The sequence below is a fragment of the Streptomyces sp. NPDC048353 genome (assembly GCF_055587165.1).
Genome location: NZ_JBVJGU010000008.1, coordinates 227,788 through 253,592, shown reverse-complemented (window position 1 = coordinate 253,592; position 25,805 = coordinate 227,788). Strand labels below are relative to the sequence as shown.

Below are 25,805 nucleotides of genomic sequence, written 5' to 3'. Positions count from 1 at the left end.
GACAGGGGGACGAAGGGGGCGGCCTGGAGGCGCTCCGAGGGGCCGCCGTGCCTTGGCGGACGGCGCCCGCCCCAGGGGGGCCAGGGGCCTCGTACGCACGGCCGACCGGAGGCCGCCTCGTGCACACAGCCGTGCCGGGGGCTGCCCGTACGCACGGCCACGGCCCCGGCCGGCATCGTGTGCGATGCCCACCGGGGCCGTACCCCCGTGCTCCCGTCCGTACCGTGCCGTGCACCGGCCCGCGGGCCGTCCGGCTATTCCGGCTGTTCCGGCTATTCGGTCGCGATCGCGTTCAGGACGTTCATCCGTCCCGCCCGGAACGCCGGGACCAGCGCCGCGAACAGTCCCACGAACGCCGAGGCGACGAAGACCGTCAGGATCGTCGGCCACGGGATCTCGAGGACCCCGAGCCCCTCCAGCGCCAGCAGCTTCTGCGCGGCCGTGCCCCAGCCCATGCCCAGGCCGAGGCCGAGCAGCGCGCCGAAGAGGGCGATCACCACCGACTCCAGCCGGATCATGCGGCGCAGCTGGCGGCGGGAGAGGCCGATGGCCCGCATCAGGCCGATCTCGCGGGTCCGCTCGACGACCGAGAGCGCGAGCGTGTTCACCACGCCGAGCACGGCGACGATGATCGCCAGGGCGAGCAGGCCGTAGACGATGTTGAGGAGCTGGCCGACCTGGTCCTTCAGGGTCTGCTTGTAGTCGGCCTGGTTCTGGACGGTGTACTGCGGGTAGGCGGCGAGCGCCTTCTTGAGCGCCGTGTACACCTCGGCTTCCTTGCCGTCCTGCGCGGTCGCGAAGAGGATCATGCTCTGGGGCATCTTCTCGGCCGGGAGGTGGCGGGCGGCGGTGGTGACGTTGGTGTACATCGCCCCCTTGTCGACGTTGTTCTCGTCGGAGGTGATCGCCGCGACCTTCAGGCGCGCGGTCGTCCCGCCCTTGAAGGCGACGGTCAGCGTGTCGCCGACCTTCACCCCGTGCTCGGCGGCGTAGTCGCTGCCGACGGACATCGCGTTCTCGCCGTAGGCGTCGGCGAGGGTGCCGCCGGTGGTGTCACGGCGCAGGTCCTTCGCGTACGTCGGTTCGGCGGCGGCCAGGCCCTTCTCCACGGCCTTGCCGCCGGGCGCGGTGACCGTGGCCTCGATCCACCGGTACTCGGTGACGTGGGCCAGGCCCGGGGTGCGCTCCAGTGCGGCCTGGGCCTGCGGCATGACGGGCTGGCCGTTGGTGGACTGGACGATGAAGTCGGCGCCGACCGAGCGGTCCAGCTCCTCGGTGGCCGAGGCGACCATCGACGAGCCGACCACCGACAGGCAGGCCACGAGGGCGAGCCCGATCATCAGGGCGGCGGCGGTGGCGCCCGTGCGGCGGGGGTTGCGCAGCGCGTTGCGCTCGGCCATCCGGCCGACCGGGCCGAAGACCCGCAGGACGACGACGCCGAGGCCGCGGACGACCCCGCCCGCGAGGAGCGGTCCGACGACGACGAAGCCGATGAGGGAGAGGACGATGCCGAGGCCGAGCCAGAGGGAGCCGGCGGACGCCTTCTCGGCCTGGGTGGCCGCCCACAGCGCGCCGGCGCCGCCGGCGGTGAGGAGCAGGCCGAGCCCGCCGCGGATCCGGCCGGCGCGGCCGTCGGCCGGGGTGCCGGCGTCACGCAGGGCCGCCATCGGGGAGACCTTGCCGGCCCGGCGGGCCGGGATGTAAGCGGCGAGGACGGTGACGACGACGCCGAGGAGGACGCCGAGGGCGGGCGTGGTCCACCGGACGGTGAGGTCGCCGGTGGACAGCTCCATGCCCATGGTGCCCATCAGCTCCATCAGCCCGATGGCGAGCCCGACACCGGCGGCGACGCCGGCGGCCGAGCCGACGAGGCCGAGGAGCAGGGCCTCCAGGAGGACGGAACGGTTGACCTGCTTGCGGCTGGACCCGATGGCCCGCATGAGGCCGATCTCGCGGGTGCGCTGGGCGACGAGCATGGAGAAGGTGTTGACGATGAGGAAGATGCCGACGAGGAACGCGATCCCGGCGAAGCCGAGCATCGCGTACTTCATCACGTCGAGGAAGCCGGCGACGTCCTCGCGGCCGGCGTCCGCGACCTCCGCGGCGGTCTGCAGGGTGTAGCCGGCGCCGACCGCGGAGGCGATGTTCGCCTTCAGCGCCTCGTCGCTGACGCCGGGCGCCGCGTCGGCCGTGATCTGGGTGAACAGGCCTTCTTTGCCGAGGAGTTCACGCTGGGCGGTGGCGGTGTCGAAGTAGACGACGGTGGCGCCGGGGTTGGTGACCTTGAAGTCGACGATGCCGGAGATCCGGGCCGTGAAGTCGCCGGTGACGGCGATGGTGCGCAGCTCGTCGCCGATCTTCAGGCCGTGCTTCTCCGCGGTGCCGCCGTCGACCATCACCTCGGTGGGTCCGCGCGGCTCGTGTCCGGAGGTGACGTCCACCGAACGCAGCTCGATCGGGGACCAGTTGACCGCGATCGTCGGAGCGCCGCCGGTGGGCCCGACGTTCTTGTCGCGGGAGTCGACGACGGTGACGCTCAGCGAGATGACCGAGCCCTGGGCGTCCTTGACGCCCTCCGCGGCGCGGACCCGGTCCACGAGGGAGGCGGGGAGAGTCGCGGGGCGGCCGGTCTGCGGTGTCTCGGACTCGACCGTCCCGTCCCTGGAGCTGACCGTGACGTCGGCGGCGGTCGACGCGAAGAGCTTGTCGAAGGTGGTGTTCATGGTGTCGGTGAACACGAGCGTGCCGCTGACGAACGCCACGGACAGCAGGACGGCGACGGCCGAGAGCGCCATCCGCCCCTTGTGGGCGAGGAAGTTGCGCAGCGAGGTCTTCAGGACGGTCATGACGTCCGCTCCGCGCCGTCGACGTCGGTGGCCTGGGGGCGGCCCGCGGAGAAGAGCAGCATGCGGTCCAGTACGGCGTCGGCGGTGGGCCGGAGCATCTCGTCGACGATCCGTCCGTCCGCGAGGTAGAGCACCCGGTCGGCGTGGCTGGCGGCGACGGGGTCGTGGGTGACCATCACGATGGTCTGGCCGAGCTCGTCGACGGACTGGCGGAGGAAGCCGAGCACCTCCGCCCCGGCCCGGGAGTCGAGGTTTCCGGTCGGCTCGTCGCCGAAGATGATCTCGGGGCGGGCGGCGAGCGCGCGGGCCACGGCGACGCGCTGCTGCTGGCCGCCGGAGAGCTGGGTGGGCCGGTGCTTCAACCGGTCGGCGAGACCGACGGTCGTCACCACCCGGTCGAGCCACTCCTGGTCCGCCTTGCGGCCGGCGATGTCCATCGGCAGCGTGATGTTCTCCAGCGCGTTCAGCGTCGGCAGCAGGTTGAAGGCCTGGAAGATGAAGCCGATCCGGTCGCGGCGCAGTCTGGTGAGCTTTCTGTCCTTCAGGCCGGTGATCTCGGTCTCGTCGAGATGGATCCGGCCGCTGGTGACGGTGTCGAGCCCGGCGAGGCAGTGCATCAGGGTCGACTTGCCGGAGCCCGAGGGCCCCATGATGGCGGTGAACTGCCCGCGGGCGATGTCCACGTCGACGTGGTCGAGCGCCACGACCCGGGTCTCCCCCGCGCCGTACGCCTTGACGACCTGCCGCGCCCGCGCGGCGACGGCCGTACGTCCGCCCGTATCCCCGTGCCGGGGGATGGTCACAGCCGAAGTCACGGTATGTCTCCTCAGGATGGATTGATCATGGCCGGATTCGGCGCATGTCGAGTCTGCGTGGGGGCGGGGCGCGGGTCATTGGTGTCCGCCGCACTCTTCGCCCTGGGGTTTTCCTCAGGGCCGAGCGGGTCCGGGGGGCGGGACGCCCTCCGGAGGACCGGGTGTCTTCCGTAAGAACAAGGTAAAGACGGGAACGTGCTCTCCTCGTCCTCCGCCGGGACGAACGACCCCTGCCCCGTATGGGGGAGAGTCCCCTAGGGGTTCTCCGCCCGCGGTTCGAGTGAGAGGCTGTGCCGACGAAGTAGATGTACGACGCACCGGCACGGTCCGGTACGCGTCGGGGCGCATCGGCCGCAGGGGGAGGAACGACGGGGTGTCCGGGACCACGACGCGGCGGGCCGGTGCCCCCGCCACCACCCCGCGCGGCCGCGGACCGGTCGTCGCCGCCATGATGCTGGGGATGGGGCTGGCCGCCCTGGACGGCACCGTCGTCGCCACGGCCGTGCCCCAGATCGTCGGCGACCTCGGCGGACTGGCGGTGTTCTCCTGGCTGTTCTCCGGCTATCTGCTCGCCGTGACGGTCACCCTTCCGGTCTACGGCAAGCTCTGCGACACCTTCGGCCGCAAGCCGGTCCTGATCGCGGGGACGGTCCTCTTCCTCATCGGCTCCCTGCTCTGCGCGACGGCCTGGAACATGGGCTCGCTCATCGCCTTCCGCGTGGTGCAGGGCCTCGGCGGCGGCGCGCTCCAGGGCACCATCCAGACCCTCGCGGCGGACCTGTACCCGCTGAAGGAACGGCCGAAGATCCAGGCCAAGTTGTCCTCGGTGTGGGCCACGGCGTCGGTGGCGGGCCCGGCGGCGGGCGGCCTCCTCGCGGGGTACGCCGACTGGCGCTGGATCTTCCTGATCAACCTGCCGGTCGGGCTGGTGGCGCTGTGGCTGATCGTCCGCTACCTGGTCGAACCGGAGCGGGGCGGGGCGGCCGGGGCCGGGACCGCCAGGACCGGGGCCGGCACCGCGGCCGCCAAGGCCGGGGCCAGGACCGGCGCCGGGATCGGGGCTGCGCGAGCCGGGGCCGCCGGGGCCAGGACCGGTGCCGGGATCGGGGCTGCGCGAGCCGGGGCCGCCGGGGGCGGGCGGCCCTCCGTGGACTGGGCCGGAGCGCTCGCCATCTTCGGCACCGGCGCGCTCCTGCTCACTGCCCTCGTCCAGGGCGGAGTCGCCTGGCCCTGGCTCTCCGCCCCCTCCCTCGGACTCTTCGGCGGCGCGCTCGCCCTCGCCGCGGTCACCGTCCTCGTCGAACGGCGCGCCGCGGAGCCGATCATTCCCGGCTGGATCTGGCGCCGCCGCACCATCGCCGCCGTCAACCTCGCCCTCGGCGCTCTCGGCCTCCTGATGGTCGCCCCCACCGTCTTCCTGCCGACCTACGCCCAGGCCGTCCTCGGCCTCGGCCCGATCGCCGCCGGTTTCGTCCTCTCCGCCATGACCCTCAGCTGGCCGGTCACCGCCGCCCTGTCCAACCGCGTCTACAACCGCATCGGCTTCCGCTCCACCGCCGTCCTCGGCATCAGCCTCGCCCTGGCCGTCCTGCTGGCCTTCCCCTTCCTGCCCTTCCCCGGCGAACCCTGGCAACCGGCCCTGCTCATGCTGCTGCTCGGCGGCGCCCTCGGCTTCTTCCAGCTCCCGCTGATCGTCGGGGTCCAGTCGACGGTCCCGTACCAGGAGCGCGGCACGACGACCGCGTCCGTCCTCTTCTGCCGCCAGGTCGGACAGAGCGTCGGCGCGGCGCTCTTCGGGGCGGTCGCCAACGGCGTCCTGGCCGCCCGGCTCGGCGGCGGCGGCGACCTCGACTCCCTCGCCCGCGCCCTGGAGACGCCCGGCTCCCTGACCGACTCCGCCGCCGACCACCTGCGGCGCGCGGTCGACGCGGCGGTCGACTACGTCTACCTCGGCGCGGCGGGCGCGGCGGCGATCGCCCTCGTCGTCCTGCTCACGCTCGCGCCCCGCCGCTTCCCGGTCCTGACGGACGGCGAGGAACAGCCGAAGTCCTGAGGGGCGTCCGGAACGAAGCGCCTGGCCCGCGCCTCAGGTCGTGTCGGGAAAGTCCCGCCTGGCCGGCGACGCCTGGCCCGCGCCTTAGGCCCCTGCCTCCGGAGCCGCCGTCTCGGCACGGGGACCGTCAGCGCACCCCCGTCTCCCGTCGGCGGTCCCGGTCCTCGACCCCGGTCCGGACCTGCTCCCGGTCCCGCCGCGGGTCTTCGGCCTCGGCCTCGTCCTGGTCGCGCGCCGGAGCGACCCGGCCCGTCAGCGCCGCCAGGGACGTCCGGATGTGGTCCATGTGCGCGAGGATCTCCTCCCGGGCCTCCTGGTGCTCGCGCAGCAAGCGCTCCGTCTCGCGCTCCGCCCGCTCCTGACGCATCCTCGCCTCCGCGAGGATCTCCGCCGCCCGCGCCTCCGCGTCCTCCTGGCCGTGACGGGCGTTCTCCTCCGCCACGGCGTACGCCCGCTTCGCCTCGTCCAGACGCGCCTCGGCCCCGGTGAGGAGCCCGGTGTGCCCGCCCTCCTGTTCCGCCTGCCGGGCCGCCGCCGCGCGGTCCTCGTCCTCCGTGCGGGCCGCCTGCTTCCGCCGCTGCCCGGCCAGCAGCGCCTCGGCCCGCCGCCGCGTCTCCTCCAGCGCGGCCCGGCCCTCACCCCGCAGCCCCTCCGCCTCCCGGCGCGCCCGGTCCCGCAGCTCCTCCGCCTCGGCTCCGGCCGCCGCCAGGACCGCCTCGGCCGCGGCCTCCGCGTCCGCGAGCGTCTTCTCCGCGTACGCCCGGGCCGCGTCGGCCGTCGCCCGGCCGGCCGCCCGCGCCTCGTCGCCGAGGGCCTGCGCCCGCGCCTCCGCCTCCCGGACCAGCTCCTCGTCCTCGGCCTCGGCCAATTCCAGAATCCGGCGGGCCCGTTCGCTCAGAGAGTCGTACCGCTGCGGCGCGAGCCCCGCCACGACCTCCGCCAGCCGTGCCGCCTCCGCCTCCCGCTCCTCCACCAGGGCGGCGAGCCGGGCCTCGCGCTCCCGGGCGTCGTCGCGTTCGCCGGAGAGGGAGGTGACGTATCGGTCGACCTGCGCGGGGCGGTATCCGCGACCCCGTCCGACGGCGAAACTCATTCCTGACGCCCCTTCCGGTGATGGCTGGCCCTTCAAGGATGCGGCATCCGGCAGGACAAAAGGCGCCCGACGTGACGTACACGTCGGGCGCCTTCGATCACACAGGCTCTTTCCGGACACGCTCCGATGGCACGCTCCGGGGGAGGTCCTAGAGGAGCCCGTCCCACATCTGCTCGAGGAGCACGGACCACCAGCTGTCCGGGGACGCCAGCGCCGCCGGGTCCAGCATCGCCAGCTGTGCCTGGAAGTCGACCGTCCAGCGGCCCGCCTGCTCGGGGTTGAGCCCGAACCGCAGCCGCCACATCCGCCCGAGCAGGGCCATGGACCGGGTGAACTCCGGCAGCCCGCTGTTCACGAACTGCGGCGGCACCGGCTGCCCGCCCGGACCGGCCTCCACCGGCACGGCGACGATGTGCGCGGTGCCGTACTGCACACAGATCGCCCGGCCGAAGTCCGAGCCGATCACGAGGTACGACCCCGCGTCCGACGCCGGCTGGATCTGCCGCTGCGCCGCCAGCTCGGCGAGCGTCGGCACGACCGGCTGGGCCGGCTGGGCCCAGAAAAACGGCCCGAAGTCGGCCGGGAGGCCCGCCCAGACCAGCGTCAGCGCGACCACCTCGGGCACGCCCTGCCGGGACACCGCCCGCTGGTCGAACCGGCAGATACCGGGACCGAACGCCCCGGCCAGCTCCTGCGCGACCCCCTCCGGGGGGACCGGCGGCAGCGGCTGCACCTGCGGCAGCGGGGCGCGGACCGGCGCCGGACGCGCCGGGCCGTCCGCGACCTGATGCAACTCACCCTGGTGAGTGAGAAGTTGTCGCATGCCCTGCTGTCGGCTGGAGTGATCCGTGCCGTACGGCGCGATGTTCGTGATCCGCGCCTGCGGCCAGGTCTCCCTGATCATCCGGGCGCAGTAGCCGCCGGGCAGCTCACAGGACTCCAACTCCGTGTGCAGTTCGAGCACTTGCTGCGGCGGCACGTTCATGGCGCGCAGCTCGTGCAGGATCTGCCACTCCGGGTGCGGGGTGCCGGGAGCCGACCGGCGGATGATCTGCGCCTCCGATCCGTCGGGCGCGCGGTAGCGCAGCACGGCCTGGTAGCCGGGGCCGACGGTCGGCAGACCGGCCGGCTGCTGCGGGTATCCGTAAGCCGACGGCGGTACGGCACCCCCGACGGGCCCGGGCGGCGCGGGCGGCGGCGGAGCGGCCGGGCCACCGGGCGCACCCGGGCCGCCCGGCGGACCGGGCTGCGCGAGCATCGTCGCCGCGTGGTGGACACCCGGCGCTCCGGGCGCACCCGGGGCAGCGGGCGCACCGGGGGCGCCCGGCGGACCGGGCGGCGCCGGCGGGGCGCCGGGACCGCCCTGGCTCGGATGGGCCAGCATCGTCGCGGCGTGCTCGACCCCGCCGCCCCGTGTGCCGGGCGCGCCGGGCGGCGCGGGCGGCGGCGGAGGCGTGCCGGGGCCGCCCTGGCTCGGGTTCGGGTTGGCGAGCATGGTCGCGGCCTGGTCCACCGGCCGCGGAGGCGTCGGCGGACCGGGCGGCGTCGGGGCCCCGGGCGGACCGGCGGGCAGGGGCCCGTCGGGTCCGAGCTGCGCCACCAGCTGGGTCGGGATGTAACCCCCGGCGGGAGCGCCCGGTACACCCGGCGCCTGCGGCGGCGGAGGCGTCGTGCTGCCCCCGCCCCGCGAGGCGCGCGGGGGCAGGGCGGCCTTGCTCGTGGCGGCGTCCGCGATGTCCCCGGCCGAGGCGTGGGTCCCGGACGCCGGCGTACCGGCACCTCCGGTTCCGGACCCGGCGGGAGAAGCGGGAGCACCCGGGGGCGGGGTCGCCCCGCCACCCGGAACGGCCCCCGGCCCACCGGCACCGGCCGGCACACCCGGCACACCAGGCACACCCGGCACACCCGGAGCCGCGGGTCCCCCCGGGCCGCCCGTGCCCGGCGTCGAAGGCGCCCCCGTCCCGGGGCCCTCCTGCCTCGGGGCGTGCGGATCCAGCCGAGGGGCGATCGCCGTGGCGGGCAGCGCACTGCCCCCCGACATCAGCGCCGTCGGAGCGTCGGCACCCACCACCGGCGGCGGCGTGTCGTCGTCGTCCGCGCCCGACAGCGGCGGCGCGAAGACCGTCGCCGGCAGCGGCACCGAACCCTCCGCACCGCCCGAGCTCGCGTTCGCGTCCGCCCACGGGCTCGCCGAACCGCCACCCGTACCACCGGCACCGGCCGCGCCGCCGACACTCACATCGGCCCACGAGTCGCCCGGCGACCGCGCCGGCACCCCGTCCTGAGCGGTCGGCTCGTAATCGGCCGCCGCCGCGGGCGCACCGGCGGCCCCGCCCTGCGACGGACCCTCCGGCGCCCGCTCGGGCGTGCTCTCCGCCATGCCCCCGGCCGCGTCCTCCGACGCGGGGCCGCCGCCCGTCTGCGCAGCGCCCGCGGCCTTCGGCGGCAGGCCCAGCTTGTCCGCCGCGTCCTGCAACCACTCCGGCGGACTCAACAGGAACGACGTCTGGTTCAGGTCCACCCGCTCCGGGGGCGCGGCCGCGGCGGCCGGACCCGACTCCTCCGAAGCCCCGTACTCCTCTTCGTACCGCCGGATCACCTCGCCCACCGGCAGCCCCGGCCACAGCGTGGCCTCACCGCTGTCCCGCGCGATCACCAGCCGCTGACGGCCGCCGTCCGACCGCGGACCCTCCTCACGGTCCTCGGCCCACACCACGAACCCCAGACCGAACTCCCGCACCCGCACCTCCCGGTGCTGGTAGGCGGGCACGTCACCGTTGACCCATTCCTCGGCGCGCTCCTGCGCCTGCGCGAACGTCACCACAGAAACTTCACTCCCCTACCGGGACCACGGGCACCGCACGGGCGAACCCGCCGTCCACCATCAGGTTCGCCACCGTCTCCAGCTCCGGCGGATTGCCCGCCAGACGCTGCAGGAAGACATCGAAATCCTCACCGCACGGCAACAGCAACCGCTCCACCCGCTCCTGCACCGTCCAGCCGTCCTGATCCCGCGCGTCGTCGTACGCGCAGAACCACACCGACCCGACCCGATCGCCCTTCACCTTCACCGCGACGATCCCGCCCTGCGCGAACGCCACACCCAGGTAGTCCTTCGTCAGGTGGTCCCGCAGACACTTGTTGACGTACACGAGGTCATTGACCCCCGCCTCCTCCCGCACCGTGAAGAACGGCTGGTCCAGCAGGAGCCCCAGCTCCGCGTCGAGCGCCGCGCCCACCGGCGCGCACCCGCCCGCCGCCTTCAGGAAGGAGCGGTACGCACCCGGCAGGCGGTACCCCAGGTCCTCCTCCACACCCAGCAGCTGCTGCTCCGACACCGCGACGCGGCCCTTCGGCACCGCGAAGTGCGCCGGCCGGGTCTCCTGCAGGGGACGCGTCCCCCGCTTCGTCTGGTCCACCGCCGCCGTCGTGACCCCGCCGTGGTGACGCAGCAACGCCTTCACCTCGACCGGCACCAGCTCCATCCGCCGGCCGCCCGCCACGTGGTGCCACGTCCAGCCGTGCGGAGTCGCCACCGCCGGAATCGTGTCCCACAACGCGTGGCCCGTCGCCGCCAGCGCCGCGTTCGCCGAGACGTAGTCCGTCAGCCGCAGCTCGTCGACGCCGAACCCCTCCGGCGGCTCCGCGATCTCCGCCGCCGCACGGGCGTACGGAGAGAAGTCCGGGTAGCCCTGCTCGTCCACCCGCACCCCTCGGGGATGCCGGGAAGCCCGGACCGGGTCCGGGAAGTGCACGACCTGCCCGGCATAGGCCGCGTTCGGTGGCGCGGCTGACTGCCCGAGCCGACCTGTCGTCATGGCGGATGCCCCCTGCGCTGGCTGCTGGCTGATTCCGCACAGCCTAAGCGCTGCCACAACCCCCCGACCCGGCCCGATACGGCCACGACCACACCCCGTGACCAACTGTCACGACCGGATGACGCACCGGCGATAGTTACGACACACCGTCGGCGTGTTTCCGTGCCCCGCTTCCCCAGGAGGTGCCCCATTTGGCAGTCTGTTCCCGCAACTCGGGGGATTGCAGGAGGGGAAGAAACGCACCATGTACGCAGCACCGACGCCCACACAGGGTGACCCACGCCTCAACTGGAGCAGCACCGAACCGACGCGCGCACCGTTACTGCGCTTCCGCCGCGACGGGATCCTCCCCACCGTCGGCGCCGCCCTGTCCGTGCGCGGCGAGACCCTCACCTGCACCGCCGGCCGCGGCGACCGGCCGCCCGCCCTGCACCCCCTCGTCCAGGACTTCCTGGACACCCTCACCAGCGGCCAGCGCGAACGCTTCACCGGCCGCTGCCCCGAGGCGATCCTGCTCTCCCGCCACCTCTCGGCGACCGACTCCGCGCGCTCCAAGCGCGCCCAGCGCAAGCCCCTCACCCACAGCGAGGCCCGCCGCTCGCTCAAGCACGCCAAACTGACCGCCCGCCGCATCCGCGAGGACGGCGACCCCCTCCACGGCAGCTACGCCGCACCCTGCCGCTCCTGTACGGCGATGCTCGCCCACTTCGGTGTCCGCACCGTCGACCCCACCTCGACTGTCGAGAACGGCTGACCGCACCTCCATGCCCGACCACCTGAGCACCACCCGGTTCCCGGTCAACGTCGACGCCGCCCTCCGCGAGGCCGGCTGGCAGCCCGGCCGCTGGGACATCAAGCTCGCCGAACACTGGGCCGACACGCTGCGCGCCCACGTCTCCCCGGCCGGCCACCGCCACCACGTCTTCCCGGCCGCCGTCGAGGCCTGGGCCGAATTCGGCGGCCTGAGCCTCACGGCCCCCGGCGCCGGACGCCAGATCGCCCCGGCCACCGTGCGCTTCGACCCGCTCGCCGGGCTCCACATCGCCCGCACCCTCGCCGACCTCGGCCGCGCGCTGGACACCCGGATCGCCCCGCTCGGCGAAGAGGGAGACCACCAGGCGGTCCTCGCGATCGACCAGGAGGGGCGGGTCTACAGCCTCGACCACACGGGCGACTGGTTCCTCGGCCGCGACATCGACACGGCGCTGTCCACCCTGGTCACCGGGGTGCAACCGGCCCGACTCGTCACGGGCTGAACGGCCGACCGGCCGAACGCGGGCCCACCGGCCGCGGGCCGACCGAACGGCGGGCCGACGGGCCCGCGCCGCGCAGCCCTCCGGCCTGCCCCGACGCGCCTTACGCAGCCCGCTCCTCAGGCGCCGGCAACACCGCCGACACCCGAAAACCGCCCGCGTCCGTCGGCCCCGATACGAACACGCCCCCCAGACGCGACACACGCTCCCGCATCCCCACCAGGCCGTTCCCCCCGCTCGGCAGATCCGCGCCCGTCGCCGCCCCGTCCGACGGGCCGTTCTCCACCTGCATGGCCACCTCGCCACCCCGGTGCGCCAACCGGACCACGACCCTCGCCCCCGCCGCGTGCTTGTGGACGTTCGTCAACGCCTCCTGGACCACCCGGTACGCCGTACGCTCCACCTCCGCCCCGTACACCCGCACCTCCCCCGAGACCACCAGCTCCACCACCGCACCCGCCTGCCGCGACTGCTCCACCAACGACTCCAGCGCGTCCAGACACGGCCCGTCCTCCGAAGCCGCCTCCGCCGCCGCCGCGGCCGCCAGACCCACCGCCGCCAACGGCACCGCCGCCGGAGCCGGAGCCGCCCCCTCCCGCAGCACCCCCAACATCTCCCGCAACTCCGTCAACGCCTGCCGGCCCATGTCCCCCACCAGCGCCGCGTTCCGCACCGCCTTCTGCGGATCCTTCAACGCCACCGCCTGCAACGCCGCCGCGTGCACCACCATCAACGACACCCGGTGCGCCACCACGTCGTGCATCTCCCGCGCGATCCGCGTCCGCTCCTCCTGCCGCGCCCACTGCGCCCGCTGCTCCGCCCGGTCCGCGAGCAACGACAACTCCTGCTCCAGGCTGTCCGCCCGCTCCCGCAGACTCTCCATGAGCCTGCGCCGCGCACCGATGTACAGACCGAACAACACCGGCGGAGCGTTCAGCCCCAAGGTCATGAACAGCGAGACGACCGGGACGTACCAGCCACTCGGATCGAAATCCCGCTGATCCACATCGGCCTGGGCCACGTCCTGCCGCAGCCGCACCACCGTCACCAGGAACACCGCGACCGTCGACATCCCCGCCAGCGCCGCCGTGATCCGGCGCGGCACCTCGGAAGCGGCGAGCGTGTAGAGCCCGACGATCCCCATCAGATAGCCCATCTCGGCCGGCGTGATCGCGATCGAGACCAGCACCACCGTGATCGGCCACCGCCGCCGCACCACCAGCACGGACCCCGCCAGCAGGCCGAACAACACCCCCACCGGCACCGGCAGCGACGCCTGCCCGGCGAACGCCACCCCCTCCAGCGCGCACTCGAGCGCCGACACCACGGCCAGCCCGATGTCGAGCACCGCGCCACGCCGTCTCTCCCACCACCACGGCCCACGGGCGGTCGAACCCGTGGCCTCCTGGTGCGCCCCCGTTACGGTCATGACTCCCAGACTACGGGCGACGGCGACCCGTTTTCCGGAGAGCGCCGGACCCCGAAGTTCCGCATGTCAACGCCGCACACAGAGCAGTCCCTCGAACTACTGAATCGCCCACACTTTCGACCCGGACGTCCGCATTCCGGACAACGCTGGCCCCATGACACCCGAAACGAACCGCTACGCGGACTTCGAGACCCTGCGCGAACAGGCGATCGCCCTACGCCGCGAGGGCCTCAGCCTCCGCCGGATCCGCGACCGCCTCCAGGTCTACAACAACGACATCCTCCAGCGCCTCGTGCGGGGCGAGCCCGCACCGGAATGGACGAAGCGCCCGAGGGCGAAGGACGACCTCCGCGCGAAGGCGAGGGAGCTGCGCCTCCAGGGCCTGACCTACGACCAGATCCAGCTGGAGCTGGGCTGCTCGAAGAGCTCGATCTCGCTGTGGGTGCGGGACCTCCCGAAGCCGGAGCGCCGTGACGCCGCGGAGCAGGCGAGGCTCGCCGCGCGCAAGCGGTGGGAACACGAGCTCGCCGTGCGCGACGTCGCACGGCAGAGGACCAAGGACGCCGCAGCGCAGGACGTCGGCAGGCTGACCGAGCGGGAACTCCTGCTCGCCGGGGCCGCCCTCTATTGGGCAGAGGGCGCGAAGGACAAGCCCTACTCGCGGAGGGAGAACGTCCTCTTCGTGAACAGCGACCCCGGCGTCATCCGGGTGTACATGGCCTGGTTACGCCTCCTGGGGATCGAGCCGGACCGGCTCACCTTCCGGGTCATGATCCACATGACGGCGGATGTCGAGGGGGCCGAGCGCTACTGGGCCGATCTGGTGGGCGTCGACGTGGACACGTTCCGGAAGACGACCATCAAGCGGCACAACCCCAAGACCCTCCGGAAGAACACCGGCGAGGACTACCGAGGGTGTCTCGTGATCCGCGTCTCCAAAGGCGCCGAGCTCTACCGGCGTATCGAGGGATGGTGGGCCGGCATGGTGAGGTCGGTGGGCGGGACCGGCCCGGGCGATCCCTCCGGTAAGGTCTGACGTAGATCCGCCGTGGGGTAGCGGCATCCCGCAGGCCTTTGGAGCCTTGAGACGCTGGTTCGAATCCAGCCGGCGGAGCGAAGCTCGGGTCCTGACCTCCACGGTCAGGACCCGCACTCGTTTGCGCCCCGAAACCCCCCGGTATCCTGCGGTTGTCCACCACCCGAAGCCGAAGGGCATTCCCGTGAGCGCCAACCGCCCGGCCGCCGTCGTCGTCCTCGCAGCGGGTGAGGGCACCCGCATGAAGTCCAAGACTCCCAAGGTCCTGCACGAGATCGCCGGGCGCTCGCTCGTCGGACATGTCGTCTCCGCCGCGCGCGAGCTGGAGCCGGAGAGCCTCGTCGTGGTCGTCGGGCACGCCCGTGAGCAGGTGTCCGCGCATCTCGACGCGCACTACGCCGGCACGCGTACCGCCGTGCAGCACGAGCAGAACGGCACCGGGCACGCCGTCCGGATGGGTCTCGAGGAGCTGGGCGCGGCGCCCGACGGCACGGTCGTCGTCGTCTGCGGGGACACCCCCCTGCTCTCCGGGGAGACGCTGCGGGAGCTGGCCGCCACGCACGCGGCCGACGGGAACGCCGTGACGGTGCTGACCGCGGAGGTCCCGGATTCGACGGGGTACGGACGGATCGTGCGGGACGAGGTCAGTGGCGCGGTCACGGCGATCGTGGAGCACAAGGACGCGTCGGACGCGCAGCGGGCGATCAGGGAGATCAATTCCGGGGTGTTCGCGTTCGACGGCCGGCTGCTGGCGGACGCGCTGGGGAAGGTGCGGACGGACAACAGCCAGGGCGAGGAGTACCTCACCGACGTGCTGTCGATCCTGCGTGAGGCGGGTCATCGGGTGGGTGCGTCGGTGGCCGCCGATCACCGGGAGATCCTGGGGATCAACAACCGGGTGCAGCTGGCCGAGGCGCGGGCGCTGCTGAACCGGCGGCTCCTCGAGCGGGCGATGACGGCGGGCGTGACGGTGGTGGATCCGTCGTCGGTGCTGGTGGACGTGACGGTGACGTTCGAGCGGGACGCGATCGTGCACCCGGGGACGCAGCTGCTGGGTACGACGCATATCGGCGAGGACGCCGAGGTGGGTCCGAACTCGCGTCTGAAGGACACGACGGTCGGCAGGGGCGCGCGGGTGGACAACACGGTCGCCGATTCGGCCGAGATCGGCGAGAGCGCTTCGGTGGGGCCGTTCGCGTATCTGCGTCCGGGGACGCGGCTCGGTGTGAAGGCCAAGGCCGGGACGTATGTGGAGATGAAGAACGCGACGATCGGTGAGGGGACGAAGGTTCCGCACCTGTCGTACGTGGGGGACGCGACGATCGGTGAGTACACCAATATCGGCGCGGCGAGCGTGTTCGTGAACTACGACGGCGAGGCGAAGCACCACACGACGATCGGTTCGCACTGCCGGACAGGGTCGGACAACATGTTTGTGGCTCCCATCACGATCGGGGACGGTGCCTATACGGCTGCCGGTTCGGTGATCACGAAGGATGTTCCGGCGGGTTCGCTGGCTGTCGCCCGCGGCCAGCAGCGGAATATCGAGGGTTGGGTGGCGCGGAAGCGGCCGGGGAGCGCGGCCGCGCAGGCTGCTCAGGCGGCCGTGGAGGGGCCTGGCGGCGAAGGCTGACCGGAAACAGGTGCGTCGAACTCGGCGTACCGTGATACGTGCACATAAATTCGGCTGGCTCGCACGCGCGCACGAAAGCTCGTTGGTCGCGGCCAGGGAACACGTCTGAGGAGACAGTGCTGTGACCGGGATCAAGACGACCGGCGAGAAGAAGCTGATGCTCTTCTCCGGCCGCGCCCACCCCGAGCTGGCCGAGGAGGTCGCACACCAGCTGGGTGTCGGTCTCGTGCCGACCAAGGCTTTCGACTTCGCGAACGGTGAGATCTACGTTCGTTTTCAGGAGTCGGCTCGTGGCGCGGACTGCTTCCTGATCCAGAGCCACACGGCTCCGATCAATAAGTGGATCATGGAACAGCTGATCATGCTGGATGCGCTGAAGCGGGCCTCGGCCCGGAGCATCACGGTGATCATCCCGTCGTACGGCTATGCCCGTCAGGACAAGAAGCACCGTGGCAGGGAGCCGATCTCGGCCCGTCTGATCGCCGACATGCTGAAGACGGCGGGTGCCGACCGGATCCTCACGGTGGATCTGCACACGGACCAGATCCAGGGCTTCTTCGACGGTCCGGTGGACCATCTGTCGGCGCTGCCGGTGCTGGCGGACTACGTGGGCGCGAAGGTCGACCGGGCGAAGCTGACGATCGTCTCCCCGGACGCGGGCCGGGTGCGGGTCGCCGACCGCTGGTGCGACCGTCTGGACGCGCCGCTGGCGATCGTGCACAAGCGTCGTGACAAGGACGTCGCCAATCAGGTGACGGTGCACGAGGTCGTGGGTGACGTCGAGGGCCGGGTGTGTGTGCTGGTCGACGACATGATCGACACGGGTGGCACGATCTGCGCCGCGGCGGACGCGCTGTTCGCCCACGGCGCGGAGGACGTCATCGTGACGGCGACGCACGGCATCCTGTCGGGTCCGGCGGCGGACCGCCTGAAGAACTCGAAGGTGAGCGAGTTCGTGTTCACGGACACGCTGCCCGACCCCAGCTCGCTGGAGCTGGACAAGATCACGGTGCTGTCCATCGCGCCGACGATCGCGCGCGCGGTGCGCGAGGTGTTCGAGGACGGCTCGGTGACGAGCCTCTTCGAGGAGCAGTAGGCCTCGGCGAGAGGTGGGCGTGGGCCGTTCTCCCGTGTGGCGGGAGGGCGGCCTTCGTCGTGGGCGGCCCTTCGTGGTGATCGAGTTGGGTGGCCGGGGGGTGGGCGAGTAGACTGCCGTAGTTGCTCGGCGAGGGAGGCCGTACCCGTGGTGGTGCGGCGGTCCGTTATCGACGCGCTCTTCGTAGCAGGCCAGTCGTGGCCGGGTAGCCGCCAGACTGTCCCTTTTCTGCTTACGAGGAGTGCATATGTCCGAGGTCAAGATCGCCACTGAGACGCGTACCGAGTTCGGCAAGGGCGCTGCCCGCCGTATCCGTCGCGAGAACAAGGTTCCCGGCGTTCTGTACGGTCACGGCACCGAGCCGGTCCACGTCACCCTTCCGGGCCACGAGCTGCTGCTCGCCCTGCGTACGCCGAACGTCCTGCTGTCGCTGGACCTCGGTGGCACCTCCGAGCTGGCGATCCCGAAGGCCGTGCAGCGCGACCCGCTGAAGGGCTTCCTGGAGCACGTCGACCTGCTGCTGGTGAAGAAGGGCGAGACGGTCACCGTCGAGGTCGTCGTCGAGACCGAGGGCGAGCTCGCCCCGGGTGCCTTCCTGGTCGAGAACGTGCTGAACACGCTCTCCGTCGACACCGAGGCCACGCACATCCCGACCTCCGTCACCGTCTCCATCGAGGGCCTGTCGGCCGGCGACTCCATCCACGCGAAGGACGTCGAGCTGCCGAAGGGCACCACGCTGTCGACCGACCCCGAGGCCGTCGTCATCCAGATCCTGGCCGCGCAGGCCGAGGAGCCGGCCGCCGACGCCGAGGGTGAGACCGAGGGCGCGGAGGCCTGAGCCGTAGGCTCTTGTCCGACGTGACGGGGTGGCGGGCCGCGCAGGCGGTCCGTCACCCCGTTTCTCTGTACGCAGGTGTGGACGCATTCGAGGAGACGTGACGCACATGACGGATGACGCGAACGCCCCCTGGCTGATCGTCGGTCTCGGGAATCCGGGCCCGGAGTACGCGGCCCATCGGCACAACGTCGGGTTCATGGTGGTGGATCTGCTGGCCGCGCGGATCGGCGGGAAGTTCAAGCGGGCGCAGAAGGCGCAGGCGCAGGTCGTGGAGGGGCGGATGGGTCCGCCCGGGCCGGCGAACCGTCGGGTGATCCTGGCGAAGCCCATGTCGTACATGAACCTGTCCGGTGGGCCGGTGACGGCGTTGCGTGATTTCTACAAGGTGCCGACGGCGCGCATCGTGGCTGTGCATGACGAGTTGGACATCGACTACGGGGTGCTGCGGCTCAAGCTGGGCGGCGGGGACAACGGCCACAACGGGCTGAAGTCGATGACGAAGGCGATGGGCGCGGACTATCACCGGTTGCGGTTCGGTATCGGTCGTCCGCCGGGGCGGATGCAGGTGGCGGATTTCGTTCTGAAGGACTTCTCGTCCTCGGAGCGCAAGGAGTTGGACTATTTCGTGGACCGGGCCGCCGACGGGGTGGAGTGCCTGGTGGCGGAGGGTCTGGAGCGGGCGCAGTCGGCGTACAACTCCTGACGGGGCGGGCGCGGGGGTACGACTGTACGATCGCGGGTCATGAACCACGCCCGTAACGCCGCCATGGCTCTGGTCGCCCTGTTGCTCGTCGTCGCGGGCGTCTGGTCGTCGTGGGAGACGGCGCAGCATGTCCTGCTTCCCAAGGGCCGTGAGCACGGCACGTTGACGGTGACCGGCTGCGACGAGGAGACGTGCAGGGGGCGTTATGTCCCGGAGGGTCCCGCTTCGCCGCACGCGTCGCTGAGGATCGAGCATTCGGTGGCGGCGGCGAAGGGCCAGACGCTGCCGGTGGTGGTGAAGCCGGGGACGGACGAGGCGGTGCGCACGGGGTGGGGTGGCGGTCTGCACGCCTGGCTGCCGCTGGGCGGGGCGTTGCTGCTGGCGGCGCCGGTGGTGGGCGGCGGGCTGCGGATGACGCGTACGGCGTGGTCGGCGGCGGGTCTGGGCGGGGCGTTGCTGCTGGGGGCGTTCTTCGCGTTGTGAGGGCGGGCGGGGCGGCTCTGGTCGGTGGGCTGCGCGTTCCGATCGTTATGCGCGCGGGGTAAGTGCGGGACGGGGTTCCGGTTAGGCTACGGCCGCCGCCCCCCACGGCCCTCTCATCTCCGTTGGACAGCCCTTATGAGACGTTCCCTGATTTCCGCCGGCACCGTCGTCACCTCCGTGGTGGCCGCTTCGTTGCTGCTGGCTCCCGCCGCTTCCGCCACGGGCAACCCCAAGGGTGACCCGAAGGGGGACAACGGCACCGTGAAGATCCATGACGCGAAGACCGGTGAGGAGCTCCGTAAGAACGAGCCCAAGGTCTGCGCGTTCTACCTGGACGCCTTCGGGTTCGACGCCGGTCAGAAGGTGGACTGGCAGATCAAGGCCTGGGCGAAGAACGACCAGGACAAGGGCACCGTCGTCAAGTCGGGTGCCCTCACGCTCGATGCGGACGGTCACGAGCGCACCGAGGACATGACCCTTCCCGACGGGCAGTACAAGCTGTTCTGGGACTTCGAGGGCAAGAAGGGCGCGCCGAAGCACAAGGTCTTCAAGAGCGAGTGCGAGCCCGCCGGCCCGGGTAGCGAGACGCCCGGTACCGGGACTCCTGGTACGGGAACGCCCGGTACGGAGACGCCCGGTACGGAGACCCCCGGCGCGGAGACCCCCGGCACCGGAACTCCGGGCGCGTCCGCGTCTCCCTCCCCCGGAGCCCCCGGTGAGCAGGGTGGCGGCCAGGGCGGTTCCGAGGGCGGCCTGGCCGAGACCGGTGCGGGTGCCCCTGTGGGTGCCATCGCCGCCGTGGCCGTCGCCCTCGCGGGTGTCGGTGGCTTCCTGGTGACCCGTCGTCGCAGGGCCGGGCAGCACTGACGTCTACGGAAACAAGGGTGCCCCCACCGGCCGGGCCGGTGGGGGCACTTGCGTGTCGGGGCGGGTGTCAGCCGGTGTTGCGGAGCCCGGCCGCGACGCCGTTGACCGTGAGGAGCAGGGCGCGGGCGAGGAGGGGGTCGGGGGCCTCGTCGCGCTCGACGGCCGCGCGCTGGCGGGCGAGGAGGGCGACCTGGAGGTAGGAGATCGGGTCCAGGTAGGCGTCGCGGATGGCGAAGGTCTGCTGGAGGACCGGGTTGGAGTCCAGGAGCTTCTCGCCGCCGGTGATCTTGAGGACCTCGGCGACGGTCAGCGCGTGCTCGGCCTCGATGGTGTCGAAGACGTGCTTGAGGTCGTCGGGGACCAGGGTGTCGACGTAGTGGCGGGCGATCCGCAGGTCGGTCTTCGCGAGCGTCATCTCGACGTTGGAGAGGAAGTTGCGGAAGAAGTGCCACTGCTCGTACATCTCGCCGAGGACCGGGTCGAGACCGGCCTCGCGCAGGGCCTTGAGGCCGGATCCGACGCCGAACCAGCCGGGGACGATCTGCCGTGACTGGGTCCAGCCGAAGACCCACGGGATGGCCCGGAGGCCGTCGAGGGAGACGCCCGAGCCGGGGCGGCGGGAGGGCCGCGAGCCCAGGTGCAGGTCGGCGAGCTGGTCGACCGGGGTCGAGGCGAGGAAGTACGTCGGCAGGTCGGGGTCCTCGACGAGCCTGCGGTAGGCGGTGTGGGCGGCCTCGGAGGCGGTGTCCATGGCCGCGTCCCAGCGGGCGAGGGCTTCGTCGGACTGCCGGGGCGCGGTGTGCAGGGCGGAGGCCTGCAGGGTGGCGGCGACGGTGAGTTCGAGGTTCTCGCGGGCGAGGGACGGGATGAGGTACTTGTCGGAGATGACCTCGCCCTGTTCGGTCACCTTGATCTCGCCCTCCAGGGTTCCCCAGGGCTGGGCGAGGATGGCGTCGTGGGAGGGGCCGCCGCCGCGGCCGACGGTGCCGCCGCGGCCGTGGAAGAGGCGGAGGCGTACGCCGTAGCGGTGTGCGACGTCGCGGAGGCGGCGCTGGGCGCGGTGGATCTCCCACTGGCTGGTGGTGATGCCGCCGAACTTGGAGGAGTCGGAGTATCCGAGCATGACCTCCTGGACGTCGCCGCGGAGGGAGACGAGCCGGCGGTAGGAGGGGTCGGCGAGCATGCCGTCGAGGATGACGTCGGCGGCCTTGAGCTCGTCGGTGGTCTCCAGGAGCGGCACGATGCCGATCTTGGCCCAGCCGGCGTGCAGGTCGATGAGGCCGGCCTCGCGGGCGAGGACGGCGGCGGCGAAGACGTCGTCGGCTCCCTGGCACATCGAGATGATGTACGACTCGATGACCTCGGGGCCGAAGCGCTCGAAGGACTCCTTGATGGTGTGGAACACACCGAGGGTCTTCTCGCCGGCGGCGTCGAGGGGGGCCGGGGTGGGCGCGAGGGGGCGGCGGGAGCGCAGTTCCTTGGCGAGGAGCTTCTGCCGGTAGTCGCGGGGCATGTCGGCGTAGCGCCAGGACTCCTCGCCGAGCCGGTCGAAGAGCTGGCCGAGGGCGTGGTGGTGGGCGTCGGCGTGTTCGCGGACGTCCATGGTGGCGAGCTGGAGGCCGAAGGCGGTGAGGGTGCGGATGGTGCGGTCCATCCGGCCGTCGGCGAAGAGGCCGCCGCGGTGCTCGCGCAGGGAGGTCTGGATGAGGGCGAGGTCCTGGACCAGTTCGGCGGTGCCGAGGTAGTCGCGGCCGGCCTGGTGGGGGGTGCCCTTGGCCAGGCGCTCGCGGGTGTTGACGAGCTTCTGGCGGATGCAGGTGGCCTTGAGGCGGTAGGGCTCCTCGGCGTTGAGGCGCTTGTACCGCGGGCTGATCTCGGGCAGTCGTTCGAGGTCGGCCTGGAGGGAGCCGAGGAGCTCGTCGGTGGCTCCGGCGTAGCGGATGGAGTTGGAGAGGAAGCCGCGCAGCTCGTCGATGAGGTCGAGGGCGTCGTTGATGCCGTGTTCGTGCTGGAGGATCAGCACGTCCCAGGTGACGGCGGGGGTGACGTTGGGGTTGCCGTCGCGGTCGCCGCCGATCCAGGTGCCGAAGGTGAGGGGGCGGGTGCCGGGCGGGAGTTCGACGCCGACGCGTTCGAGTTCGGCGGCGAGGTCCTCGAGGACGTCGCCGACGGCGTTGGCGTGGAGTTCGTCGAGGTAATAGATGGCGTTGCGGGCTTCGTCGGCCGGCTCGGGGCGTACGACGCGGAGTTCGTCGGTCTGCCAGATGAGGTCGATGTTCTCGGCGAGCCGGAGGTCGTGGCGGCGCCGGTCGGCCTCGATGACCGGGGTCTCCAGGAGGGCGGCGATGCGGCGCAGCTTGTTGAGGACGGAGCGGCGGGCGGCCTCGGTGGGGTGGGCCGTGAAGACGGGCCGGACGTTGAGGTTCTTGACGGTGGCCCGGACGTGCTCGGGGTCGCCGTCCTTGAGCATGTCGGCGGTGCGGGCGAGGAGCCCGCCCTCGGCGGCGCGCCGGTCGCGCATCTCGCGGCCGCGGTGGACCTGCTCGGTGACGTTCGCCAGGTGGAAGTAGGTGGAGAAGGCGCGGACGAGCTTGGCGGCGGTCTCGAGGTCGGTGTCGCCGAGCAGCTCGGCGGCGGCCTCGCCGTCCTCGCGGGTGAGGCGGCGGACCTTCTCGACGAGGTCGAGGAGGTCGTGGCCCTCCTGGCGGACGAGGGTCTCGCCCAGGAGGTCGCCCAGTCGGCGGATGTCGGAACGCAGCTCGGCGCTGGCGGTGGAGGACTGGTCGGCACTGCTCACAGGTGCGGCTCCTTGCAGTGTTTGAGCACGTCTGGAGGGGTTCTGGAGGCTTGCGGACCGCGCTGTCCGACGCACCCAGGATAGGTGTCCGCGGGCGCGGCGCCGCCGGTGGCCCTGTCGCGCCCTCTTGCCGCGCGCCACCGCGCTGCCATACTTACGTCGCCGTAGGTTACGGAAGCGTAGCCACGCGCCGGTATTGGTCCGTGCTTGTCCCTCTTCCTCCCCCTTCCGCTCGTCCGCTCTCGCACCGTTTCGCCGCTCTTCACCCGCTCGTCCGCTTCTCTCCCCCACTCCCCCTTCCTTCCTTTTCTCCCCAAGGGGACACCTATGTCCGCAAGCCCCCAGGTCACCTCGGACTCCGAGGTAGGCGACCCCGCCGCCCCGCCCTCCGCCACGCTCGGCGGGGACAGCAAGGGGTCGGTCGAGCAGATCGCGCTGCTGCTGTTCATCGTCGTCCCCTTCCTCGCGCTGCTGGCGGCGGTGCCGCTGGCGTGGGGGTGGGGGGTGAGCTGGCTCGATCTGGGCCTGATGGTGGCGATGTACTACATCGGCTGCCACGGCATCACGATCGGCTTCCACCGGTACTTCACGCACGGCGCCTTCAAGGCGAAGCGGCCGCTGCGGATCGCGCTGGCGGTCATGGGGTCGCTGGCGGTGGAGGGTCCGCTGGTGCGCTGGGTGGCCGATCACCGCAAGCACCACAAGTTCTCCGACGCGGAGGGCGACCCGCACTCGCCGTGGCGTTTCGGCGAGACCGTTCCGGCGCTGATGAAGGGCCTGTGGTGGGCGCACATCGGCTGGATGTTCGACGAGGAGCGGACGCCGCAGCACAAGTACGCGCCGGATCTGATCAAGGACCCGGCGCTCCGGGCGATCTCCCGCCAGTTCGTGCTCTGGACGGTCCTGTCGCTGGCGATCCCACCGCTGGTGGGCGGTCTGGTGACGATGTCGTGGTGGGGGGCGTTCACGGCGTTCTTCTGGGGTTCCCTGGTCCGGGTGGCGCTGCTGCACCACGTCACGTGGTCGATCAACTCGATCTGTCACGCGGTGGGCAAGCGTCCGTTCAAGTCGCGGGACCGGTCGGGCAACGTCTGGTGGCTGGCGGTGCTGTCGTGCGGTGAGTCGTGGCACAACCTGCACCACGCGGACCCGACCTCGGCGCGGCACGGGGTGCTGCGGGGGCAGGTGGACTCCAGCGCGCGGCTGATCCGGTGGTTCGAGATGTGCGGCTGGGCGTACGACGTGCGCTGGCCGGACGCGGCCCGGATCGAAGCCCGGCGCCGGGGCGAGCCCGTCGACGCGGCATGATGGAGAACGTGGCGATCGACGGCAGTCCCAGCAAGACCGACGCATCCAGCGGCAGTGAGAAGCCCCGGCGCGGGCGCCGGGTGCGGATGACGGGCGCGGAGCGCCGGGAGCAGCTGCTGGACATCGGCCGGACGCTGTTCGCGGCGAAGGGCTTCGAGGGCACGTCGGTGGAGGAGATCGCGGCGAAGGCGGGCGTCTCCAAGCCGGTGGTGTACGAGCACTTCGGGGGCAAGGAGGGGCTCTACGCGGTGGTCGTGGACCGCGAGATGCGCCAGTTGCTCGACATGGTGACGGGGGCGCTGACGGCGGGGCATCCGCGTGAGCTGCTGGAGCAGGCCGCGTTCGCGCTGCTCGACTACATCGAGCGGTACACCGACGGTTTCCGGATCCTGGTCCGTGACTCGCCGGTGGCGCAGTCGACGGGCACGTTCGCCTCGCTGATCAGCGACATCGCCACGCAGGTGGAGGACATCCTGGGCCTGGAGTTCAAGGCCCGCGGCTTCGACCCGAAGCTGGCCCCGCTGTACGCCCAGGCGCTGGTGGGCAGTGTGGCGCTGACGGGCCAGTGGTGGCTGGACGTACGCAAGCCGAAGAAGGCGGAGGTCGCGGCCCATCTGGTGAACCTGGCCTGGCACGGCCTGGACGGTCTGGAGCAGAAGCCGCGGCTGATAGGGCACCGCAAGAGCTGATCCTCGCGGGTGGTCCGCTGGGGGGTGCGGAGGGTCGGGGGCGTCGCCTGGGGGCGGCGCCCCCGCCCGCGTGTCAGGCTCCCTTTCTCGCGACGGCGAAGATGCGGCGGAAGGGGAAGACCGTGCCCCGGGGCCCGCGCGGGTAGGCGGCGCGCAGCAGGTCGCGGTACTGGCAGAGGAAGGCATCCGTCGCCTCCTGGTCGCCCTCCAGCGCGGTCAGGACCGGGCGCAGGGCGGTGCCCTTGACCCAGTCGAGGATCGGGTCCTCGCCCGGCAGGAGCTGGGAGTACGTGGTCTCCCAGACGTCGGTCTCGCAGCCGAGGTCGGTCAGGCGGTGGAGGTAGTCGGCCGGGTCGAGGACGTGGACGAAGCGGCGGCCCTCGTCGCCGAGGCGGTCGCGCCACCGGGGGGTGTCGCAGAGTTCGCCGAGCAGGGCGTGGCTGGGCGAGGTGAAGTTGCCGGGGACCTGGAAGGCAAACGTTCCGCCGGGGCGGAGGCCGTCGATCCAGGGGGCGAAGGACTCGGGGTGGTTGGGGACCCACTGGAGTGCGGCGTTGGAGACGATGAGGTCGTAGGGCTCGCCCGGGGTCCAGTGCGCGGCGTCGGCGGGCCGGAAGTCGAGCCAGCCGCCGCCGGCCGTGGTGCCGGCGTGGTCCTTCTCGGCGCGTTCCAGCATGTCGGGTGAGAGGTCGAAGCCGGTGATGTGGGCGTCCGGCCAGCGTTCGGCGAGGAGCACGGTCACGTTGCCGGGTCCGCAGCCGAGGTCGGCGATCCGGGCGGGGTGGTCGCCGCCGGGCAGCTGCGGTATTCGGGCGAGCAGGTCGAGGAACGGGCGGGTGCGGTGGCCGGAGTGACGGAGGTACTGCTGTGGGTCCCATGTCGGTGCGACAGAAGCAGAAGCTGGTCCGGAATGCATGTTCGAAGCCCCCTTGCTGGAACGAGTTGCCGAAGCGGAACAGGGTTCCGGCCCGGTCCTTCCCCATAGTCCAGCGGAATATATCTTGACGTCAAGAGACTTTATGTCAACAGACCCTTTACACTGATCGTC

Annotated in this window: 20 protein-coding genes and 1 tRNA gene; 13 read left to right on the top strand and 8 right to left on the bottom strand. The window is 72.0% G+C overall.

Features of this window, described 5'->3' with window-relative positions; genetic code table 11:
- Positions 1-272: 272 nt before the first annotated feature.
- Positions 273-2,846: an ABC transporter permease gene (locus ACZ6RC_RS27295; protein WP_469587942.1), complete on the bottom strand. Its 2,574-nt coding sequence runs from the start codon at positions 2,844-2,846 to the stop codon at positions 273-275.
- A complete protein-coding gene (locus ACZ6RC_RS27290) occupies positions 2,843-3,661 on the bottom strand; it encodes an ABC transporter ATP-binding protein (protein WP_469587939.1) in 819 nt (272 codons plus the stop codon). The genes ACZ6RC_RS27295 and ACZ6RC_RS27290 overlap by 4 nt, the downstream gene beginning before the upstream one ends.
- Before the next feature lie 373 nt (positions 3,662-4,034).
- Between ACZ6RC_RS27290 and ACZ6RC_RS27285 the strand changes: the two genes are divergently transcribed.
- Positions 4,035-5,714, top strand: coding sequence for an MFS transporter (locus ACZ6RC_RS27285; protein ID WP_469587936.1), 1,680 nt, complete (start codon positions 4,035-4,037; stop codon positions 5,712-5,714).
- A 127-nt stretch (positions 5,715-5,841) separates the two neighbouring features.
- Here the strand turns inward: ACZ6RC_RS27285 and ACZ6RC_RS27280 are convergent, their stop codons facing one another.
- The 3 genes from ACZ6RC_RS27280 to ACZ6RC_RS27270 all read right to left on the bottom strand — a co-directional run bounded on the left by ACZ6RC_RS27280 (position 5,842) and on the right by ACZ6RC_RS27270 (position 10,625).
- Positions 5,842-6,807 (bottom strand): cellulose-binding protein, encoded by a 966-nt coding sequence (locus ACZ6RC_RS27280; RefSeq protein WP_469587934.1) that lies wholly within the window; start codon positions 6,805-6,807, stop codon positions 5,842-5,844.
- A 148-nt stretch (positions 6,808-6,955) separates the two neighbouring features.
- Positions 6,956-9,631, bottom strand: coding sequence for an SUKH-4 family immunity protein (locus ACZ6RC_RS27275; protein ID WP_469587931.1), 2,676 nt, complete (start codon positions 9,629-9,631; stop codon positions 6,956-6,958).
- Positions 9,632-9,638: 7 nt separating this feature from the next.
- Positions 9,639-10,625, bottom strand: a complete 987-nt coding sequence (locus ACZ6RC_RS27270; protein ID WP_391145610.1) for an SMI1/KNR4 family protein — start codon at positions 10,623-10,625, stop codon at positions 9,639-9,641.
- A 244-nt stretch (positions 10,626-10,869) separates the two neighbouring features.
- On the opposite strand from ACZ6RC_RS27270, the gene ACZ6RC_RS27265 reads away from it, so the two are divergent.
- Together ACZ6RC_RS27265 and ACZ6RC_RS27260 are read left to right on the top strand one after the other, a co-directional pair.
- Positions 10,870-11,379: a YwqJ-related putative deaminase gene (locus ACZ6RC_RS27265; protein WP_391145613.1), complete on the top strand. Its 510-nt coding sequence runs from the start codon at positions 10,870-10,872 to the stop codon at positions 11,377-11,379.
- 10 nt (positions 11,380-11,389) lie between these two features.
- Complete coding sequence (locus ACZ6RC_RS27260) at positions 11,390-11,881, top strand: SUKH-3 domain-containing protein (protein ID WP_391145615.1); 492 nt, start codon at positions 11,390-11,392, stop codon at positions 11,879-11,881.
- A gap of 100 nt (positions 11,882-11,981) precedes the next feature.
- On the opposite strand, the gene ACZ6RC_RS27255 is transcribed toward ACZ6RC_RS27260, so the two are convergent.
- Entirely contained in the window at positions 11,982-13,307 is a 1,326-nt protein-coding gene (locus ACZ6RC_RS27255) for a sensor histidine kinase (RefSeq protein WP_469587926.1), read from the bottom strand.
- Between the two features lie 154 nt (positions 13,308-13,461).
- Here ACZ6RC_RS27255 and ACZ6RC_RS27250 point away from each other — a divergent pair, with 154 nt between their 5' ends.
- The 8 genes from ACZ6RC_RS27250 (at position 13,462) to ACZ6RC_RS27215 (ending at position 19,963) form a co-directional block, all read left to right on the top strand.
- Positions 13,462-14,343 (top strand): hypothetical protein, encoded by an 882-nt coding sequence (locus tag ACZ6RC_RS27250; RefSeq protein WP_469587923.1) that lies wholly within the window; start codon positions 13,462-13,464, stop codon positions 14,341-14,343.
- 6 nt (positions 14,344-14,349) lie between these two features.
- Positions 14,350-14,421, top strand: a tRNA-Gln gene (locus ACZ6RC_RS27245).
- 106 nt (positions 14,422-14,527) lie between these two features.
- Positions 14,528-15,976 carry a bifunctional UDP-N-acetylglucosamine diphosphorylase/glucosamine-1-phosphate N-acetyltransferase GlmU gene (glmU, locus tag ACZ6RC_RS27240; RefSeq protein ID WP_469588128.1) on the top strand — a complete coding sequence of 483 codons (1,449 nt, stop codon included), beginning with the start codon at positions 14,528-14,530 and terminating at the stop codon, positions 15,974-15,976.
- Between the two features lie 121 nt (positions 15,977-16,097).
- Positions 16,098-17,072 carry a ribose-phosphate diphosphokinase gene (locus tag ACZ6RC_RS27235; RefSeq protein WP_365715868.1) on the top strand — a complete coding sequence of 325 codons (975 nt, stop codon included), beginning with the start codon at positions 16,098-16,100 and terminating at the stop codon, positions 17,070-17,072.
- Positions 17,073-17,319: 247 nt separating this feature from the next.
- Complete coding sequence (locus tag ACZ6RC_RS27230) at positions 17,320-17,910, top strand: 50S ribosomal protein L25/general stress protein Ctc (RefSeq protein WP_391145626.1); 591 nt, start codon at positions 17,320-17,322, stop codon at positions 17,908-17,910.
- Positions 17,911-18,016: 106 nt separating this feature from the next.
- Positions 18,017-18,613, top strand: a complete 597-nt coding sequence (gene pth, locus ACZ6RC_RS27225) for an aminoacyl-tRNA hydrolase (protein ID WP_391145628.1) — start codon at positions 18,017-18,019, stop codon at positions 18,611-18,613.
- Between the two features lie 39 nt (positions 18,614-18,652).
- A complete protein-coding gene (locus ACZ6RC_RS27220; protein ID WP_469587919.1) occupies positions 18,653-19,096 on the top strand; it encodes a hypothetical protein in 444 nt (147 codons plus the stop codon).
- 135 nt (positions 19,097-19,231) lie between these two features.
- A complete protein-coding gene (locus ACZ6RC_RS27215) occupies positions 19,232-19,963 on the top strand; it encodes an LPXTG cell wall anchor domain-containing protein (RefSeq protein WP_469587916.1) in 732 nt (243 codons plus the stop codon).
- Positions 19,964-20,030: 67 nt separating this feature from the next.
- Here the strand turns inward: ACZ6RC_RS27215 and ppc are convergent, their stop codons facing one another.
- Complete coding sequence (ppc, locus tag ACZ6RC_RS27210; RefSeq protein WP_391145634.1) at positions 20,031-22,760, bottom strand: phosphoenolpyruvate carboxylase; 2,730 nt, start codon at positions 22,758-22,760, stop codon at positions 20,031-20,033.
- 327 nt (positions 22,761-23,087) lie between these two features.
- Between ppc and ACZ6RC_RS27205 the strand changes: the two genes are divergently transcribed.
- Both ACZ6RC_RS27205 and ACZ6RC_RS27200 read left to right on the top strand, forming a co-directional pair.
- Positions 23,088-24,068: an acyl-CoA desaturase gene (locus ACZ6RC_RS27205; protein ID WP_391145636.1), complete on the top strand. Its 981-nt coding sequence runs from the start codon at positions 23,088-23,090 to the stop codon at positions 24,066-24,068.
- Complete coding sequence (locus ACZ6RC_RS27200) at positions 24,065-24,757, top strand: TetR/AcrR family transcriptional regulator (protein WP_391145639.1); 693 nt, start codon at positions 24,065-24,067, stop codon at positions 24,755-24,757. Before ACZ6RC_RS27205 ends, ACZ6RC_RS27200 begins: the two co-directional genes overlap by 4 nt.
- Before the next feature lie 73 nt (positions 24,758-24,830).
- On the opposite strand, the gene ACZ6RC_RS27195 is transcribed toward ACZ6RC_RS27200, so the two are convergent.
- The gene (locus ACZ6RC_RS27195; RefSeq protein ID WP_391145641.1) at positions 24,831-25,673 is read right to left on the bottom strand and encodes a trans-aconitate 2-methyltransferase; all 843 of its coding nucleotides are present in this window, start codon (positions 25,671-25,673) and stop codon (positions 24,831-24,833) included.
- Positions 25,674-25,805: the final 132 nt, after the last annotated feature.